Source organism: Microbacterium meiriae, assembly GCF_032364335.1.
GTDB lineage: Bacteria > Actinomycetota > Actinomycetes > Actinomycetales > Microbacteriaceae > Microbacterium > Microbacterium meiriae.
Genome location: NZ_CP133984.1, coordinates 30,197 through 48,472, shown reverse-complemented (window position 1 = coordinate 48,472; position 18,276 = coordinate 30,197). Strand labels below are relative to the sequence as shown.

Below are 18,276 nucleotides of genomic sequence, written 5' to 3'. Positions count from 1 at the left end.
AGGTCGACGTGAAGGGTGTTCACGTGTTCGGTGGATAAATCCGTTTCGTGCACACCTGTGCAGGACGGGCGGGCACCCGTTCGCGGGACCCTAGGCTGGAGGCATGCCCTCTTCGCCTTACTCGTGTGTGCTCTGGGACGTCGACGGGACCATCGTCGACGCCTCGGTCGGGATCCTGCGTCGCCTGAACATCGCCCTGACGCACTTCGGCCACCCGGCGCCGACGCGGGAAGAGCTCGTGCACTGGATCGGTCCTCCCATGTTCCAGTCCTTCCAGGACCAGGCGGGGATGACGCCGGAGCAGTCGGCCGAGGCCGTGGCGTTCTACCGCACCCTCGGCAAGGCCGACGGGTACACGACCGACGTGCAGACGTATCCGGGCGTCGCCGAGCTGATCCACGACCTGCACGCGGCGGGTGTCCCCCAGGCGACGGCGAGCTCGAAGCCCGAGAACCAGGTCGACGCCCTGGTCGATCACTTCGGACTCCGGCCGTCGTTCCTCACGACCGTGGGCGCCACGCCGGACGAGGCCACCCTCGCCTCCAAGACCGACATCGTCGCCGAGGCGCTGCGACGGCTGCGCGAACTCGGCGCCGACACCTCCCGCCCGGTCCTCGTCGGCGACCGGCACCATGACGTCGAGGGCGGTCTCGCCAACGGCGTGCCCGTGATCTTCGTGGGCTGGGGATTCAGCGACCCGCATGAGGGCGACGACGCGGCGTTCCGCGTCGCGACCGTCGACGAGTTGCGCGCACTCCTCCTGCCCTGACCCGCCCGAGGCCGCCAGGGAAGACGAAACTCCCCGCCGGGTCAGCGCCTGCGCGTGATTCCGACGGGGAGTTCCCGGTGTTGCTTCCGCCTCAGACGGGGCGGATGTTCTCTGCCTGCAGGCCCTTGGGGCCCTGCGCCACATCGAACTCGACCCGCTGGTTCTCTTCGAGAGAGCGGTAGCCGGATGACTGGATGGCGGAGTAGTGCGCGAAGACGTCAGCGCCTCCGTCGTCGGGGGAGATGAAGCCGAAGCCCTTCTCCGAGTTGAACCACTTGACCGTGCCCTGGGTGCTCATGTACTGCCTGTTCTGCTGATGTAGAAGCCGACGCAGGGGTGCACCGACATCGCTAACGCTAGTGGAGGGGACCCCCAGCGGAATAGTCGTTGCGAGAAGGTAATCCAAATGTTGCATGAGCGGACGCGCCCGGAAAATGGTGTGGCCCTCACCGCGGGGGGAGCGATGAGGGCCGAAGACGACCGGAGGGTGCGTCAGAAACAGCCTAACCCCTCCACGCGCTTCTTGTCCCCCTTTTGGGGGACAAATCTGAAAAATCTTCGTGGCGACCGGCCGGAGAGCGGCCCTCTCGAGGAGTTCATTGGGGACTGAACTACTCGAGAGGGCCCAATCGCATGCACGGATCGTCCGGCCCGTGGGGAGGGCCTCCGCCTCCTGGGGAGAGGCGTAGACGATCGATCCCCTTGCATGCACTTTCACCCTAGGGGAGTACGCGATCTCCCGCCATGGACCTTGACAGACGCAGGGGTAGCCTGAATCGGTGACCATGCTGAACAAGGACATGACGCTCTGCATCTCGCTGTCGGCACGGCCGAGCAACAACGGCACGCGCTTCCACAACCATCTGTACGAAGCCCTCGGTCTGAACTGGATCTACAAGGCCTTCGCTCCGACCGATCTGAGGCAGGCCATCGCGGGGGTGCGCGGCCTCGGCATCCGCGGGTGCGCGATCTCGATGCCCTACAAAGAGGACGTCATCGCCCTCGTCGACCGCATGGACCCCTCGGCGCAGGCCATCGATTCCGTCAACACGATCGTGAACGATGACGGCGTGCTCACGGCCCACAACACCGACTACTCGGCGATCGCGCAGTTGATCGCGGAGAACGACCTCGATCCGGGGTCGTCCGTGCTCCTGCGCGGCTCGGGTGGCATGGCGAAGGCGACGGCGGCCGCGTTCCGCGATGCCGGCTTCACGGACGTGACGATCGTCGCCCGGAACGCATCCGCGGGCCGTGCCCTCGCCGAGCTGTACGGTTTCGCCTGGCGCGCGGAGGTCGGAGACACCACCGCCGACGTGATCGTGAACGTCACCCCGATCGGCATGGCCGGGGGTGCGGAGGCGGACGCACTCGCCTTCCCCGAGTCCACGGTGGACGCCGCTGGGGTCGTGTTCGACGTCGTCGCCCTGCCCGCCGAGACCCCGCTCATCGCCGCCGGTCGGGCCGCGGGCAAGACGGTGATCACGGGCGCCGAGGTCGCGACGCGACAGGCGCTCGAGCAGTTCGTCCTCTACACCGGGATCCGTCCGTCCGCAGAGCAGGTGCGCGCCGCCGAGGAGTTCATGCGGGCGGGAGCGTGAGGCGATGAGCCCGGGTCAGGACGCGCGACCCTCGGCCAGGTAGCCGAGGCGGTGCAGCGTCTCGGCGTTCCGCCAGCGGAGCATCGGCGTCGTCAGGAACCGGGGCACCATCGTCGCCGGGCCCTTCACCGGCTCCTCATCGATGCGCACCTGGCATCCGGTCGGAGTCGACCGCGCGCGGATCGTCACCTGCGCCTCGCCGACCGGCCAGCCGCGTGCCCGCATCACGGCGCGGTGCGGAGGGTGCCACTCGACCAGCTCCGTCGTGTCGTCGAGGAGCGCGGGCCACGTGCCGACCGAATGGTGCAGCTGGGCCCCGGCCGCCGGCCAGGAGTCGTCCACGTCACGCATGCGGGACGCGCCGACCACCCACGCGGGGTAGAGCCAGCCGTTCGCCAGCACGCGGAACACGTCATGAGTGCTGCATGTCAGGTCGCGGGTGTTGGTGGCCATAGTTCCTCCGTTCCCTGCCCATCCTGGGTGCTCCGAGCGTCGGTCGGACAGGTGCTTGACATCGGCGGCACCGACAGCCCGGCTAGCACAATCGATCCGAAGTCGCCTCCCCCTTGGGCCCCCTCGCGGCCACGTGACAGGGTCGGATCATGCTTCAGCGACTGACTTCCCGACTGTCCGACGGCCTCGACGCGGTCCTTCACGAGGACTCGCCGTCGCTGCTCACCCGGGGCTACGACTTCGGCGAGCGCATCTGGCGCCGAGCCCGCCCCGGCGCCCGCTCCGCCCCGATGCGCCTCCTCGGGCACCCCGCCGCCTTCGTCCGCGGAGCCGAGGGGGTGGAGCTGTTCTACGACGAGAGCCGCATCGCCCGCGCCGGCGCTATGCCGGGGGTCATCCGCGAACCGCTCTTCGGGCACGGCTCGGTGCACGCGCTCGACGGCGCGGCGCACCGCCACCGCAAAGCCACCTTCGTGGAGGCCGCGTACGAGGATGCCCAGGTCGAGCGGCTCACGCCCTTCCTCGAACGGGAGTGGGCGGCGGAGCTCGAGGACTGGCGCGCCGGCGGCACCCGGACCGCGTACGACGCCGCCGTCGGTGCATTCGGTCGCGCCATGATGCGCTGGGCGGGCTTGCCCGGCACGGCCGCGGCGCACACCCGATGGGCAGCCCGACTCGCGCAGATCGTCGACGGATTCGGTGCTCCCTACTCCCCCGCCTATGTCGAGGCCTTCGCGAACCGCATCTTCTCCGACCGCCATGCGCGACGTCTCATCGAAGCCGTCCGCGCCGGCGATCTGTCGGCCCCCGACGGGACCGCGCTCGCCCTGTGGGCCGCGCACCGCGACGAGACCGGAGAGCTCCTGCCCGCGCAGGTGGCGGGCGTCGAGCTGCAGAACAGCATCCGCCCGATGATCGCCGCCGCGCGGTTCGTGGCTTTCGCCGCGAAGCAGTTGCACGATCACCCCGAATGGCGCACTCGGATCGCCGCCGAGACCTCCGAGCGCGGGGCCCTGGTCGGGGGGACCCTGGCGACGATGTTCGCGCAGGAGGTGCGGCGGACGGGGCTGTTCGTGCCGATGCTGCCTGGTCGCACCACCACCGAGGTCGAGATCGAGGGCGTGACCGTCCCGGAGGGTGGCCGGGTCGTGCTCGACATCCTCGGCACGAACACGGATGGGCGGTCGTGGTCCCACCCCGAGCGCTTCGCCCCCGAGCGCTTCACCGACGTGGACGACTACGAGGACCTCGTGACCTTCGTCCCGCAGGGCGGGGGCGACGTCGCCACCGGACACCGCTGCCCTGGGGAGAGGCTCGTCATCGCCGGCCTCTCCGCCGCCGTCGCGGTGCTGAGCGACCCGGAGCTGACGGTGCTCGACGAGGGACTCGACGTGAACCGCCGCCGCCTTCCCACCAAGCCCTCCTCGGGTGGGCGGGTGCGTGCCGCCGGTTCCGGGCGCGGCTGCCCGTTCCACTGAGTCCTGGGATCGCACGTCGTCCACGACCTGTCAACCGGGTGGCCATGCTGCCGCTCGCCCGAGAGCGTGGAGGGACGACGGATATCGAGACGTGGAGGACATGATGAAGGCACTCACCTGGCAGGGCAAGCGGAACGTGACGGTGGAGGAGGTCGCCGACCCGGTCATCCAGCAGCCGGCGGACGCCATCGTCCGGATCACCTCGTCGGCCATCTGCGGATCCGACCTGCACCTCTACGAACTGCTGGGCCCGTTCCTCGACCGCGGGGACATCCTCGGGCACGAGCCCATGGGCGTCGTGGTGGAGGTCGGCGCGAACGTCACGAAGCTGAAGCCCGGCGACCGCGTCGTGATCCCGTTCAACATCTCGTGCGGGGTGTGCTTCTTCTGCCTCCGCGGGCTGCAGTCCCAGTGCGAGACGACCCAGGTGCGCAAGTACGGCAGCGGCGCGGCGCTCTTCGGCTACACCAAGCTCTACGGCCAGGTCCCCGGCGGGCAGGCCGAGTACCTCCGCGTGCCGCTGGCCGACTACAACCACATCCCGGTCGGGCCGGACCTGCCCGATGAGCGCTACCTCTTCCTCAGCGACATCCTGCCGACCGCATGGCAGGGCGTGGAGTACGCGCAGCTTCCCGAGGGCGGGACCCTCGCGGTGATGGGACTCGGCCCCGTCGGGCAGTTCGTCAGCCGGATCGCCCGGCACCGCGGCCACCGCGTCATCGCGGTCGAGCCGGTGGCGGAGCGGCGCGCGATGGCGGAACGGCACGGCATCGAGACGCTCGACCTCACGGACACGGCCGTCGAGGAGATCCGCGATGCCACCGAGGGTCGTGGTGCCGACGGGGTCGTGGATGCGGTGGGCCTGGAGGCGCACGGCAACAGCGGCGTGGAGTTCCTGCAGAAGGCGGTCGGACTGCTGCCCGATCCCGCGGCACGGCAGATGCTCGACAAGGCCGGGATCGATCGTCTCGCCGCCGTGTACGCCTCGATCGACGCCGTCCGTCGTGGGGGCACGGTCTCGCTGAGCGGTGTGTACGCCGGCGACGCCGACATCCTGCCGATGAAGACGTTGTTCGACAAGCAGATCAGCATGCGCATGGGACAGTGCAACGTGAAGAACTGGATCGACGACATCCTCCCGCTCGTGGAGGACCCGTCCGACCCGCTCGGCGTGATGGATCTGACGACGCACCACGCGGCCCTGGAGGACGCCCCGGACCTGTACCGGACGTTCCAGGAGAAGAAGGACGGCTGCATCAAGGTCGTGCTGCACCCCTCCGCCGCCTGACGGATCGTCGAGGGGCTCCAGAAGCAACCCGGGTTGACAGCATCGCTGCCAGCAACCTAGGTTGACATCATGGAGTCCCTCGACATCGCCCGCGCCGCCGCGGACACGACCGATCCCCGTGCGGGGCTGCGCGCAGTGGCCTCGTTGCGGACGCTCGCCGACGCTCTCGAACTGCGCCAGGTGGAGGCCGCGCTCCGCGCCGGGATGAGCTGGCAGGCCGTCGCCGACGCCCTCGGGGTCACGCGGCAGGCCGTGCACAAGAAGCACAGCCGTCGCATCGATCCGACGATCCCGGTACCGCGGAGGAACGCATGAGCCGGTTCACGCAGGCCGCTGCGACCATGCACACCCTCTCGCTCGCGGCGATGGAGGAGGCGTCACGCCTGGGTGTCCGCGATGCCGACATCGATCACCTGCTGCTCGCGCTCACGCTCGATGCCGACACCGGCGGACAGGTCCTGCGGCGCGTGGGCGTCGATCTCGACGCCACCCGGACGGCGGTCGAGGCGCAGCACGCCGGACAGCTCCAGGCCGTGGGCGTGGACGCCCCTTCGATCGGCCCCGGTCGCATCGTCTTCCACGAGACCGAGGGCTACGACTGGACGGACCGCGCCCTCGCGGTGCTCCGCGCCGCCACAGGGGGCGGCCGACAGGGCGACTCGGCCGCCGTGCTCCGCGCCCTTCTCGAGGAGCCCAGCGGCCTGATCACCGCCATCCTCGACCGGCTCGCCGTGACGGCGGACGACATCACGGTGCAACTGGATGAGGTCGAAGCCGCAGCCCGCCCGCTGCAGCGACGGCGGGAGATCTCCGGGATCTCCGGGTCACGCTCGATGTTCATCCCGGCCGCCATGACGGATGTCTGGACACTGCTCTCGACCGCCGACCGTCTCCCGGACTGGGATCAGAGCGTCGCCACCATCCTCCCGGGACCCGAGGACGGTCCCTGGGAGGCGTTCGCCCCCACGACGGCCCCCGACGGACGGCCACTCCGGCGCAAGCCGGCATTCCATCGCCTCCGGGTGACCCGTTCGGCGCCGGAGGATCCCACACACGTGGCCTGGCGCTTCGAGCATCCCGACGCCCCGAACGCGAACCCGCGCCTCCTCGCCCTCGCGCTCGAACCGGCGGCGGGCGGCACACAGCTGCGGACGACGCTGACATGGGAGACCAGGCCACGCGGACCGATCCGACGAGCGCTGCGGTCGCCCCTCGCGCCCCTCCTGCGCGGGCTGGTGTTCATCCAACTCGTGCAGGTCGAGAGCGGAATCAGTCGGGTCTTCCGCTGATCGGTCGCTCAGCCCTCTTCATGCCGCGGACCGACGCCGGGCTCCTTGCTGTGGGTCGACTCGTAGGCGGGCTCCGGCGGGTTCTTCGACGCAGGGTCCACGCGGGCCGCGTTCCCCGCGCCGGCGTCGGCTCCGGCCCCGCCGGCCGGCACATCCTGAAGCGCGTCCGGATCGTCGCCTCCGCGCTCGGCGAGGTGTGCCGCGATGCCTTCTCTCGAAGGCTCCTCATCGGACTCGACGACGTCCTCCTCCTCGGGTCGCAGAGGCTCCTCCGGCTGCAGCGGCTCATCCGGGTACATGAAGGCTTCCGGGTTCGACATGACGCGCTCCTCTCGTGACGGAGACTCCAGCGTGCGTCGGATCGGCGCTCAGGACAGGCCCGTTGACACAGCGGCGGCACCCCGGTAGCCCATCGCCCGGGTACCGGCGGGTGCCACGATCGAGCGCCGCACCCGCCGGGCCGGAGTCCTCAGCTCTTCGCGCCCTTGCGAGGCTTGAGGAACTCGTCCGGGGCGTTCTTCGCGCGCTTCGCCGCCCGCTTCTCCTTGAGAGAGAGCTGCGGCGCCTTCTTTCCAGCGCGACCCGGTGTGGACTTTCCTGACATGGCGCTTCCCCTTTGTGACTGGCTGGCGTAACCCCCGACCATACCCGGAAGCACAGGGAAGTCAAATTTCCCGCTGAACGGGAGAAAAACGCCTGAGCGAATCGCTCTGCAACCCTGTACGGAACCGTGATCGTCTCTCACTTCTTTTGAATGACTCAAAATAACGTGGTACGGTCGGAGGACAGCAACCGGTCAGGCAGACCGCTCCGCACGCCACTCAGAGGGCCGCCTGCGGAGGCGCGCCGCCGCAGCCCGTGCGCCGGAGTCGGGGAGAGCACCCCCGCGGTCCGACGTGCGCAGCGCGAGGGACACACGCCCCTCGGCGCGAGCCTGCCCATCCGCCCCGAGAGAGGAATCCCCATGCCAGAGACACGATCCACCGACCATCGCCGCACGGGGTTCACCTCGATGCCGCACTCCTTGGGTCGCGGCGGCCGCGAGGACATCGTCTGGGAGGCGCTCGAGCGGGTGGACGGGAAGCCCGCGCCCGCGATCGGCGTCATGCAGGCGGCGATGGGCACGGAGGCGCAGATCCGCCTGACCGCGGACGTGATCCGCGCCTACCTCGATGCGCAGGGCGTCCGCGACACCCGCGAGTGGGCGGCACGCCGAGGCGGTGTCGCATGAGGCGTCGACTCCGCTCCGACGTCCGGGAGCACTCCGACACCGTCCTCCGCCTGCAGCCGGCAGAGCTCCACGAGACCGCACCCTTCGCACCCGGCGACGACCGCTTCGTCGCCGAACTCGCCTCCCCCGGCCTCGGGGCGTGCTCATTCGTCCTCGGTCCGCAGGGCACACCTCCGCCCGCGTGGATCGTGCTCGATTATGCCGACGGGCAGCAGCGCCGGTGGCGGCGTGCGCGGCGGGCAGGCGATCGGCATTTCTTCACCCTCGCGGAGGACACCGCGAGCGCGGGATACATCACAACTGTTGCCTGAGGCAACTTTGAGGCGTACCCTGGACACATGACCACCGGCGAAGACGTCGCCGACATCCACCTGGCCCTCGTCCGCGTGGTGTCGGAATGGAGTGAGAGCGATCTGCAACGCCAGGTCGCCGAGGCCGTCGACGTCGCCCTCGATCCGTCCGCCATCCGCGCGCTCTACCTGCTCGGGATGAACGGAGGCGCGATGGGCTTCGGCGACCTGGCCGCACACGCGACACTGTCGCGGCCGACCACGTCGAAGCTCGTCGCCCGCATGGCGACGCAGGGCGTCGTCGACCCCGTGCGCTCGGGACGCACGGTCGAGGTGCGCCTGACGGACGCGGGCCGGACGGCCTATGCGCGCCTGGTCGAGGCCGGCCATCGCATGGTCGGCGATGCGGTCGCAGGCTGGTCACCGGACGAGATCGACGGATTCCGCCGCCAGCTCGGCCGCTTCGTCACCGCACTGTCCGGCACGCCGCCGGTCGTGTCCATCAAGGAGGAAACCCCATGACCCGCACCTATGTCGTCACCGGATCCGCATCCGGCATCGGCGCCGCCACCGCCGAGCTGCTCCGCTCTCAGGGCCACACCGTCATCGGCGTCGACCTCGCCGGCGTCGAGGTCGACGGAGATCTGTCCACCCACGAGGGGCGTCTGGCCGCGGCGAGCGCCGTGGTCGAGGCGGCCGACGACGGGATCGACGCCGTCATCGCCTGCGCCGGCATCTCGGCGCCGATCTCGAAGACGATGTCCATCAACTTCTTCGGCGTGACCGAGTTCCTGGCCGCGCTGCAGCCCACGCTGAGCCTGGCCGATGCGCCGCGCGCCGCCGTGGTGTCGTCGATGGCCTCGCTGCAGCCGGTGTCGCCCGAGCTCGTCGACGTGGCCCTCGCCGGCGACGAGGCGCGCGCGATCGAGATCGGCGACCGCCTGGCCGCGACGCCCGAGGCCGGGTTCCTCAACTACTCGTCCAGCAAGCGCGCCCTGTCGCGGTGGGTCCGTCGCGAGAGCATCACCCCGGCGTGGGCGGGAACGGGCATCCCGCTGAACGCCGTCGCCCCCGGCACCGTCATCACGGCAATGACCGCGGGCCTGCTCGACTCGCCCGAGGGTCTGGCCATGGTGGACGCCGCCGTGCCGATGCCCCTGAACTACCACCAGCCGGCGTCCTCCATCGCCGAGCTCCTCGTCTGGCTGACCAGCCCGGTCAACACCCACATGGCGGGTCAGACGATCTACTGCGACGGCGGAGCCGACGCCGTCCTGCGCGGCGACGACATCTGGTCCTGGAACGACGCCCTCCAGAGCTGAGACCTGCACTGCTCAGCCGCTGTTCCGGGAGCGCGGGTATCCTGAGGTGTCTCCGGCACCCGGAGCAGCGGACGAGGGAGCAGTACCCGCACACGACGACTGACTCATGAAGGAGTCCGTCATGATCCGGTCGTTCATCACCCGCACCGACGTGCTGCGTGTGGCCCTGGGGTGGGGCGCCGTCGTCGCTCTGCTCGCCCTGCACCCGTTGCTCGCGCCTCCCGTGCCGGGACCACTCCTGCTCGTCGCCCTCCTCGCGATCGTCGCCGTGATCCTCGTGTGCGCGTTCGGCGTCGTGAAGCAGGCCGAGGCCCTCGCCCACCGGCTGGGCGATCCCTATGGCTCCCTGGTGCTGACCCTGTCGATCGTGCTCATCGAGGTGATCCTCATCTCGGCGGTCATGCTCGGGCCGGGCGAGCACGCCACCATCGCGCGCGACTCGGTCATGGCCGTCTCCATGATCATCCTCAACCTCGTCATCGGCCTGGCCCTCCTCCTCGGCGGACTCCGCCATCGGGGCATGGCGCACAACCGCACCGGCACATCCGCGTACCTGTCGATGCTCGTGGTCCTCGTCGCTCTGGCGTTCGGACTTCCGGGGCTCATCGGCCACGGCGGTGCGTACACGGTCGGCCAGGAGATCCCGATCATCGTGCTCACACTCGTCCTGTACGCGTTCTTCCTGTTCCGGCAGATGGGTGCGCAGGCCGATGACTTCACCGAGGTGGACGAGCGCCGGCGGACGACCCACACGGCGGCGAACGCGGCACCGCGGACCCCCATCCGCGCGGTGCTCGCAGCCCACCGCGTCGAGGTGCTGGCCCGCCTCGTCCTCCTCGTCGTCACCGTCGTCCCCATCGTGCTGCTCTCGCACGACATGGCGGCCCTGCTCGACGACGGTCTCGGCCGGCTCGGCGCTCCCGTCGCCCTGGCGGGGCTGCTGATCGCCGGCATCGTGTTCCTCCCGGAGTCGATCACCTCGATCCGCGCGGCCCTGAACGGCGAGGCCCAGCGCGTGAACAATCTCTGCCACGGGGCGCTCGTGTCGACGGTCGGCCTGACCATTCCGGCGGTCCTCCTGATCGGCATGCTCACCGGGCAGGAGGTGGTGCTCGCCGAGTCGCCGGCCAACCTCCTCATGCTCGCCGTCACCCTGCTGCTGTCGGTGACGACGTTCGCGGCGAAGCGGGTCACCGCGATGCACGGGGCCGCGCACCTGGCGACCTTCGCCGTCTACGTGCTCATCCTCTTCGGTTGAGCCGCCTCAGCGGGTCAGCTCGGCGTGGACGGGCTTCGGGATGAAGAGGGACCTCTCCTCGCAGCCTCCCTTCGACCCGCTCGCGCGATACGTCCCCGCGCCGTAGCGGCGCCCGTCGACGGCGGTCGGTTCAGGACGCGGCGCCGGCCCCGCGCAGCGCGCAGCGGAGGTCGCTCGGCGGCACGAAGTCCGCGGTGAGGGACCAGTCGGCTTCCTCGCCCGCAGGGACCTCCACCGTCGCCTGACCGGACCCTACGACCGTGGCCGCGTCGGTGGTGAAGAACACGGTCACGACATAGGTCGCATCCTCGTCCGTGGGGTTGCCGACCACCCCTGTCGCCGTCCCGCCGTCGTCCTCGGTGGTGCACGTCGTGATCTGGGTCCCGGCGCGCACTTCCGGGGCGTCCGGCACGTCCTCCGGCACGCTCGTCGCTCCGACGACGCCTTTGTCTTCACCGGGGATCTGCGGCGCCCCGTCCGCAGCCGTCGGGGTCGGGGCCGGCTCCTCCTCGGCGGGAGTGCAGGCGCTCAGCAGGAACCCGACGATCAGGAGCGGCGCCGTGAGACGCGCGATCCTGCGGTGGCGTGCCGACATCATGAAATCCTCCTTCGACCGGCGCCGTCCGTGGCGGGTGATCGCACCCGCCACGGACGACCGCTCGGTCAGCGCTGTTCCTGCTCTTCCTCTCGCCGTCGCAGCCGCGTGAGGCCGAGCCCTAGGCCGGCGAGGACCGTCACTCCGCCGAACAGCAGGCCGCCGGCGGCGAGCGTGCCGCCCGTGACCGCGAGACCGGTCGGCGGGGTGGGGACCACTCGGGTGATCGTCTGCGAGGTCGGCGGATCGATGGGCCCGTCCGGCGTGTTCCCGGTCACCGTCGCGACGTTTCGCACCTCGCCGCGACGCACGTCCGCGGCGTCGATGGTGTGCGGGGGCACTGTGCATGTCATCTGCTCCCCGGAGGCGAGGCTCGTCGCCGGGCAGGTGACCGCACCGGCCGTCGGGTCTGACACGGCGATGTCGGAAACCGTCTGTGCCCCGGTGTTGGTGACGATGATCGTCCACTCCACGCGATCGCCGAGGTCGATGATCCGGTTGGCGTTGACGTCGACGGTCGTCGCCCGCTTCTCGATCGCGAGGGAGTTGGTCCCGTCGAACGGCACCTCCACGGTCGACGGCGGTGACACCGGCGGCGTGCCCGTGGGCGGTGTCGCCGTGGCCGTCGCGGTGTTCGTCAGCCGTCCGGCGTCCACGTCGGCCTGAGTGGTCGTGTACGTCGCCGTGCAGGTCACCGTCTGCCCCGGGATGATGCGGGCCGCTTCATCCGGGCATGTGACCGCCGACAGCTCGCCCTCCCCGGAGAAGTCGGTGTCGTCGACGGCCACGTCCGCCAGCGTCACGTTGCCCGTGTTGGTGACCACGAAGGAGTACTCCAGAGTCTCCCCCACGGTGGTCATCACGGCCGGGGTCGCGGACTTCACGATGTTCAGGCCGGGGGCGGGAAGCGCCGGGACGCGCGTCTCCGACGGCGGCGACACGGGAGGCTGCAGATCCCCGGGCGGGACGCCGGTCGCCGTGGCGGAGTTCGTCACCTGACCGGCGTCGATGTCCGCCTGCGTCAGCACGTACGACGCGGTGCAGACGAGCTGCGCCCCGGGGGCCATCGATGCGGTGCCTGCCGGGCAGTCGATCGCCGACAGCGTCCCCGTCCCCGAGAACACCCCCTCGTTCACCACGACATCCGTCAGCGTGACGTTGCCGCTGTTGGTCACGACGAACGAGTACGTGACCTCCTGGCCCACCACATAGGAGTCCGGAGCATTCGGGGTGGCCGACTTCACGACCGTGATCGCCGGGTTCCGGTCGCCGGGGACCTCGACCGTCGACGGCGGCGTGACCGGCGGCTCGCTGGTCGGCGGTCCCGTCGGGGGCTCCCCCGTCGCGACAGCCGTGTTCGTCAGTCGCCCGGCGTCCACATCGGCCTGGGTGACCACGTACGGCGCGGTGCAGGTCACCGTCGCTCCCGGGGCCAGCGATGCCGCCTCGGCAGGACACGTGACCACCGGCGCGGTTCCCGTCCCCGAGAACGACACCTCCTCGACACCGACGTCCGTCATCGTCAGATTGCCCGTGTTGGTGATGAGGAACGAGTACGTGATCGTCTGCCCTGCGGCCGAGATCTCGGTGAGGTCCGCCGTCTTGGCGACCGTGAGGGCCGGCGACCCGTCTGACGGCACCCTGACCGTCGACGGCGGCGACACCGGCGGCTCCCCGGACGGCGGCGTTCCCGTACCGGTGGCCGTGTTGGTCACGCCGCCCGCATCGATGTCGGCCTGCGTCACGACGTACGGTGCGGTGCACGTCACCTCCGCCCCCGGGGCGAGCGATTCTGCTCCCGCGGGGCAGGTCACCACCGGCGCGGTGCCGGTACCGGTGAACGAGACCTCGTCCACGCCCACCTCCGTGAGCGTGACGTTGCCGGTGTTGGTGACGAGGAACGAATAGGTGATCGTCTGGCCCGCCGCGGTGATCTCCGTGTGGTCCGCCGTCTTCGCCACGGTCAGCGCGGGTGCCGGGTCGCCGGGGACCAGCACGGTCGAGGGCGGTGACACCGGGGGCTCACCCGAGGGCGGCGTGCCGGTCACGGTCGCGGTGTTCGTCACCCCGCCGCCGTCGAGGTCGGCCTGCGTGACCACATACGGCGCGGTGCAGGTGACCTGGTCTCCCGGCGCGAGCGACGCGGCCCCCGCCGGACACGTCACGACCGGAGCCGTGCCGGTGCCGGTGAAGCCCGTCTCCTCGACCGTCACGTCGGCGATCGTCACGTTGCCCGTGTTGGTCACCAGGAAGGAGTAGGTGATCGTCTGGCCGGCCGCGGTGATCGTGGTCCGGTCGGACGACTTCACCACCGACAGGCCCGGCGACGGCTCCGACGGCACCTCGACCTCGGACGGCGGCGACACCGGCGGCTCCCCCGACGGCGGAGTACCGGTCGTCGTCGCAGTGTTCGTCACACCACCCGCATCCACGTCGGCCTGCGTGACGACGTACTCCGCCGTGCAGGTCACCTCGTCCCCGGGGGCGAGCGACGCCACCGCGGCCGGGCACTCGATGACCGGCGGGGTCCCGGTGCCGGTGAACGAGGCCTCCGTCACCTCGACGTCCGTCAGCGTCACGTTGCCGGTGTTCACCACGAGGAACGAATAGGTGATCGTCTGGCCGGCGGCCGTGATCTCGGTCCGGTCCGCCGTCTTCGACACCGTCAGGCCCGGCGACGGCTCCGACGGCACCTCGACCTCGGACGGCGGCGACACCGGCGGCTCCCCCGACGGCGGAGTACCCGTCACGGTCGCGGTGTTCGTCACCCCGCCCGCGTCGATGTCCGCCTGCGTGACGACGTACTCGGCGGTGCACGTGACCTGCGCCCCGGGTGCCATGGTGGCCGCACCCGCCGGACAGGTCACGACCGGAGCCGTCCCTGTGCCCGTGAAGGTGCCCTCGTCCACGGTCACGTCGCGCACCGTGACGTTACCGGTGTTGGTCACCAGGAAGGAATAGGTGATCGTCTGCCCCGCCGCCGTGATCTCGGTTCGATCCGCGGTCTTCGCCACGGTCAGCGCCGGCGCCGGGTCACCCGGGATCTCCACCGTCGACGGCGGCGACACCGGCGGCGTGCCGGAAGGCGGCGTTCCGGTCGCCGTCGCCGTGTTCGACAGCTGCCCCGAGTCGACGTCGGTCTGCGTCAGCGTGTACGTGGCGGTGCAGGCGATCTGGGTTCCCGGCGCGAGCGCCGCGGCCCCCGCCGGACAGGTGATCGCCGACAGCTCGCCCGAGCCCGTGAAGGCCGTGTCCTGCACCGTCACGTCGGTGAGGGTCACGTTGCCCGTATTCGTCACGACGAACGTGTAGGTGATCTCCGTGCCGACCGTGTAGCCGGCGGCGGTGGAGGGATCGGCCGACTTCACCACGGTGATGCCGGGCGTCTCGATCGACGGCACCTCGACCTCCGACGGCGGCGACACCGGCGGCTCGAGGGTTCCGGGCGGGTCGCCCGTCACGGTGGCGGTGTTCGTCACGCCACCCGCATCGATGTCGGCCTGGGTCACCTCGTAGGTCGCGGTGCAGGTGACCTGGGCCCCGGGCGCGAGGGACGCGGCCGCTGCGGGGCAGGTGACGACCGGAGCCGCGCCGGTCCCGGTGAACGACACCTCGTCGACGGTCACGTCCGCGATGGTCACGTTGCCGGTGTTGGTGACGAGGAAGGAGTAGGTGATGGTCTGGCCCGCGGCCGTGATCTCCGTCCGGTCGGCCGACTTCGCGACCGTGAGGGCGGGGCTGCTCGGCACGGTGACGATCGCGGTGGAGGGGGTGGAGACCGGAGGCTCGAGGTCGCGGGGCGGCGTGCCCGTCGCCGTGGCCGTGTTCGTGACCTGGCCGGCGTCGACGTCGACCTGAGTCGCGGTGTAGGACGCCGTGCAGGTGACCTGGGCCGCCGGGGCGAGCGTCGCCGCGGCTGCGGGGCAGCTGATCGTCGGCGCCGTGCCCGTGCCGGAGAAGGCGGTCTCGGTCACGGAGATGCCCGTCAGGGTCACGTTGCCGGTGTTGGTCACGACGAACGCGTAGTCGACGGTCGCCCCGGCGGCGGTGATCGACGTCGGATCGGCGGTCTTGACGAGGGTGATCGCGGGCGTCTCGTCCGCAGGGACCACCACGGTCGACGGCGGCGACACCGGCGGCTCGCCCGTGGGGGGCTCGCCCGTCACGGTCGCGGTGTTCGTCACGCCGCCGGCATCGATGTCGGCCTGCGTCACCACGTAGGGCGCGGTACACGTCACCTGCGCGCCCGGGGCCAGGGAGGCGGCGGCCGCGGGACAGGTGATGACGGGGGCGGTTCCCGTTCCGGTGAACGACGTCTCCGTCACTCCGACGTCGGCGATCGTCACGTTCCCCGTGTTCGTGATGAGGAACGAGTAGGTGATCGTCTGTCCGGCTGCGGTGATCTCCGTGCGGTCCGCCGACTTCGCCACCGTGAGCGCCGGGGCGGCGGTGACGGGGATCTCGACGGTGGACGGCGAGGACACCGGTGCCGTGCCGGTCGGCGGCGTGCCCGTGGCGGTGGCCGTGTTCGTGAGCGCCGAGGTGTTGTAGTCCGCAGCCGTCACCGTGTAGCTCGCGGTGCAGGTGACTTCGGCCCCCGGGGCGAGGGATCCGGCGCCGGCCGGGCAGCTCACGTCCAGCGCCCCGGTGCCCGAGAAGGCCTCCTCATCGATGCCCACGTCGGTCAGGGTCACGTTCCCGGTGTTGGTGACGAGGAAGGAGTAGTCGATCGTCTGCCCGGCGGCCGTGATCGCGGTCGTCTCGGAGCTCTTCTCCAGCGAGATCGCCGGAGCCGGGTCCACCGGCACGCGCACCGTCGACGGCGGAGACACCGGAGGCGTCAGCGACCCCGGCGGCACGCCGGTGGCGGTCGCGGTGTTGCTGACCGATCCCCCGTTCACGTCCGCCTGGGTCAAGGTGTAGCTCGCGGTACAGGTGGCCTGCGCGCCCGGGGCGAGCGGTGCCGTCGGGCACACCGCGGCCGAGAGGGTGCCGGAACCGGTGAACGCGGTCTCGTTCACCGCGATGTTCGAGACGGTCACGTTGCCCGTGTTGGTCACGATGAACGAGTAGTCGATCACCTGTCCGACCGTGAACTCGTCGGGGCCGGATGGGGTGGCCGACTTCACGACCGTGAGCGCCGGGGTACGGGTCGTGGTGACCGTCGCGGTGCTCGGGTTGCTCTCCACACCCGTGTTGGCCTCGGAGGTACCGGTCGCGAGCGCGGTGTTCGTCACCGTTCCGGCATCGATGTCCGCCTGGGTCAGCGTGTACGCCGCCGTACAGGTCGTGTTCTGCCCCACGGCGAGTGTCGTCGCCGCGCAGTTCGCCGCCCCGAGGGTTCCCGTCCCGCTGAACGCGGACTCGCGGATGCCGAGTCCCGAGACGGCGACGTTGCCGGTGTTGGAGACCGCGAACGAGTACGTGACCGTGTCCCCCGCCGCGCTGGCGGTCGTCGGCGTGACCGTCTTCGTCAACGCCAGAGACGGCGCCGGAGCCGTGATCGCGAGGGCATAGTCCTCCACCTCACCCGGGCCGCCGGTCCCCGTCGGGGTCGCCGTCGTCAGCCCCGTCCCGCTCTGGATGCGGAACCGCGCGAACGTCTGCCCGCCCACCGTCTGGGAGGCGATGCCGGACCAGTTCAGCGTCACCGACGAGCCGTCCGCCGTCCCTGCGGGCACCGCCGCGGTGGCACCCTCGTTCGCGTCGAACACGCCGTTGCGGTTGAAGTCGATCCAGCCGACCAGGGTCGCCGGCACGCCTGGCACCTTGTTCGACGCCAGGACCGACACCGAGTACGTGTTGGTCACGCTCGCCATGATCGGCCCGAACGACGCCACCCCCGTCTCGTCGTTGATGGTCTGGTTCGGGGCCGTACCGCCGACCACGTTGTCGCCCGTGGCGTTCGCGCTGTACTGCATGGCGCCTTCGGCATCGGCCGACCACCCCAGATACGTCGCCGCATTGAGCTCCTGGGAGACCGATCCGTAGCTGGCCGGCGCATCGCCGAAGTCGTCGGGGATGGTCGTACAGGAGGGGTTGAAGCCGTCGATGCCCTCGCCACCGCTCTGCGCCCGGTAACCGCGCACGACGATGTCGCTCGTTCCGGTCGTTCCGGCGGGGCCACATCGGGGTGTCGGCGTGTCAAGACCGCCGTTGGTGTTGAAGTTCTGGCCTGCGGTGAGGACGGTGGGGGTCGCCGCGAGGTTGACCCGCAGCTCGCCGGTCGCCGTGAAGGTCATCGGACGACACGTGATCTGCACCGAGGAGGGCCAGCGGGCGCCATTATCGCCGACGAAGGTCGTACCCGTGATCCGGTGCACGAAGGTGTTCGCCGGACACGTCGCCGTCTGCACGTTGCCGCGACTCTGGTCGTAGACCGGTCCGGTGATCCAGGTGGGGTTCACCGTCGCGGTGATGACCCCCGCGTTGCTCACGGTGATCGTGGAGCACTGCAGACTGAAGCGCGTGAGGATCGAGTTGCCGGTCGCGCCCGGGGCATCCGCCGTCCGGTTCTCCGTCTGCACCGCGGTGAGGACCGAGTTCGCCGGGCACTCCGTGGGTGCCGTGAGGTCCTTGTCGGAGCCGACGATCGGACCTTCGTACGAGACGCCGAGGTACAGCTGCGCCGGGTCACCGGGCGCTGCCGTCGCCGGCAGCACCGGCGCGACCAGCGATCCGAGCACGAGCGCGAGCATCGTC

17 protein-coding genes are annotated in these 18,276 nt (G+C 70.5%); 11 read left to right on the top strand and 6 right to left on the bottom strand.

What is annotated here, in order from left to right:
* Nucleotides 1-103 precede the first annotated feature (103 nt).
* The gene (locus RI211_RS00245) at nucleotides 104-769 is read left to right on the top strand and encodes an HAD hydrolase-like protein (protein WP_187662826.1); all 666 of its coding nucleotides are present in this window, start codon (nucleotides 104-106) and stop codon (nucleotides 767-769) included.
* Between the two features lie 91 nt (nucleotides 770-860).
* Here RI211_RS00245 and RI211_RS00240 read toward each other — a convergent pair whose 3' ends face one another.
* On the bottom strand, nucleotides 861-1,067 hold the full coding sequence (locus RI211_RS00240) for a cold-shock protein (protein ID WP_017203899.1): 207 nt from the start codon (nucleotides 1,065-1,067) through the stop codon (nucleotides 861-863).
* Nucleotides 1,068-1,548: 481 nt separating this feature from the next.
* Between RI211_RS00240 and RI211_RS00235 the strand changes: the two genes are divergently transcribed.
* Nucleotides 1,549-2,370: a shikimate 5-dehydrogenase gene (locus RI211_RS00235; protein WP_315636797.1), complete on the top strand. Its 822-nt coding sequence runs from the start codon at nucleotides 1,549-1,551 to the stop codon at nucleotides 2,368-2,370.
* 15 nt (nucleotides 2,371-2,385) lie between these two features.
* Here the strand turns inward: RI211_RS00235 and RI211_RS00230 are convergent, their stop codons facing one another.
* On the bottom strand, nucleotides 2,386-2,823 hold the full coding sequence (locus tag RI211_RS00230; protein ID WP_259954156.1) for an SRPBCC family protein: 438 nt from the start codon (nucleotides 2,821-2,823) through the stop codon (nucleotides 2,386-2,388).
* Between the two features lie 149 nt (nucleotides 2,824-2,972).
* Between RI211_RS00230 and RI211_RS00225 the strand changes: the two genes are divergently transcribed.
* From RI211_RS00225 to RI211_RS00210, 4 genes are all read left to right on the top strand, one after another.
* Nucleotides 2,973-4,301 carry a cytochrome P450 gene (locus RI211_RS00225; RefSeq protein WP_315636796.1) on the top strand — a complete coding sequence of 443 codons (1,329 nt, stop codon included), beginning with the start codon at nucleotides 2,973-2,975 and terminating at the stop codon, nucleotides 4,299-4,301.
* A gap of 103 nt (nucleotides 4,302-4,404) precedes the next feature.
* A complete protein-coding gene (locus RI211_RS00220) occupies nucleotides 4,405-5,589 on the top strand; it encodes a zinc-dependent alcohol dehydrogenase (protein WP_315636843.1) in 1,185 nt (394 codons plus the stop codon).
* A 69-nt stretch (nucleotides 5,590-5,658) separates the two neighbouring features.
* Nucleotides 5,659-5,904, top strand: a complete 246-nt coding sequence (locus RI211_RS00215) for a hypothetical protein (RefSeq protein ID WP_187662822.1) — start codon at nucleotides 5,659-5,661, stop codon at nucleotides 5,902-5,904.
* Complete coding sequence (locus RI211_RS00210) at nucleotides 5,901-6,878, top strand: SRPBCC family protein (protein WP_315636795.1); 978 nt, start codon at nucleotides 5,901-5,903, stop codon at nucleotides 6,876-6,878. Before RI211_RS00215 ends, RI211_RS00210 begins: the two co-directional genes overlap by 4 nt.
* A gap of 8 nt (nucleotides 6,879-6,886) precedes the next feature.
* On the opposite strand, the gene RI211_RS00205 is transcribed toward RI211_RS00210, so the two are convergent.
* Together RI211_RS00205 and RI211_RS00200 are read right to left on the bottom strand one after the other, a co-directional pair.
* The gene (locus tag RI211_RS00205) at nucleotides 6,887-7,198 is read right to left on the bottom strand and encodes a hypothetical protein (protein WP_187662820.1); all 312 of its coding nucleotides are present in this window, start codon (nucleotides 7,196-7,198) and stop codon (nucleotides 6,887-6,889) included.
* A gap of 149 nt (nucleotides 7,199-7,347) precedes the next feature.
* Entirely contained in the window at nucleotides 7,348-7,482 is a 135-nt protein-coding gene (locus RI211_RS00200; RefSeq protein WP_255218720.1) for a hypothetical protein, read from the bottom strand.
* A gap of 360 nt (nucleotides 7,483-7,842) precedes the next feature.
* Here RI211_RS00200 and RI211_RS00195 point away from each other — a divergent pair, with 360 nt between their 5' ends.
* From RI211_RS00195 to RI211_RS00175, 5 genes are all read left to right on the top strand, one after another.
* Nucleotides 7,843-8,109 (top strand): hypothetical protein, encoded by a 267-nt coding sequence (locus RI211_RS00195; protein WP_315636794.1) that lies wholly within the window; start codon nucleotides 7,843-7,845, stop codon nucleotides 8,107-8,109.
* Nucleotides 8,106-8,420: a hypothetical protein gene (locus RI211_RS00190; protein WP_187662818.1), complete on the top strand. Its 315-nt coding sequence runs from the start codon at nucleotides 8,106-8,108 to the stop codon at nucleotides 8,418-8,420. Before RI211_RS00195 ends, RI211_RS00190 begins: the two co-directional genes overlap by 4 nt.
* 27 nt (nucleotides 8,421-8,447) lie before the next feature.
* Complete coding sequence (locus RI211_RS00185; RefSeq protein ID WP_315636793.1) at nucleotides 8,448-8,921, top strand: MarR family winged helix-turn-helix transcriptional regulator; 474 nt, start codon at nucleotides 8,448-8,450, stop codon at nucleotides 8,919-8,921.
* Nucleotides 8,918-9,721 carry an SDR family NAD(P)-dependent oxidoreductase gene (locus RI211_RS00180; RefSeq protein ID WP_315636792.1) on the top strand — a complete coding sequence of 268 codons (804 nt, stop codon included), beginning with the start codon at nucleotides 8,918-8,920 and terminating at the stop codon, nucleotides 9,719-9,721. The genes RI211_RS00185 and RI211_RS00180 overlap by 4 nt, the downstream gene beginning before the upstream one ends.
* Before the next feature lie 121 nt (nucleotides 9,722-9,842).
* Nucleotides 9,843-10,979 (top strand): calcium:cation antiporter, encoded by a 1,137-nt coding sequence (locus RI211_RS00175; RefSeq protein WP_315636791.1) that lies wholly within the window; start codon nucleotides 9,843-9,845, stop codon nucleotides 10,977-10,979.
* Between the two features lie 130 nt (nucleotides 10,980-11,109).
* On the opposite strand, the gene RI211_RS00170 is transcribed toward RI211_RS00175, so the two are convergent.
* Nucleotides 11,110-11,577: a hypothetical protein gene (locus RI211_RS00170; protein WP_315636790.1), complete on the bottom strand. Its 468-nt coding sequence runs from the start codon at nucleotides 11,575-11,577 to the stop codon at nucleotides 11,110-11,112.
* A gap of 65 nt (nucleotides 11,578-11,642) precedes the next feature.
* Nucleotides 11,643-18,272, bottom strand: coding sequence for a CLIPPER-2 domain-containing protein (locus tag RI211_RS00165; RefSeq protein ID WP_315636842.1), 6,630 nt, complete (start codon nucleotides 18,270-18,272; stop codon nucleotides 11,643-11,645).
* Nucleotides 18,273-18,276 lie beyond the last annotated feature (4 nt).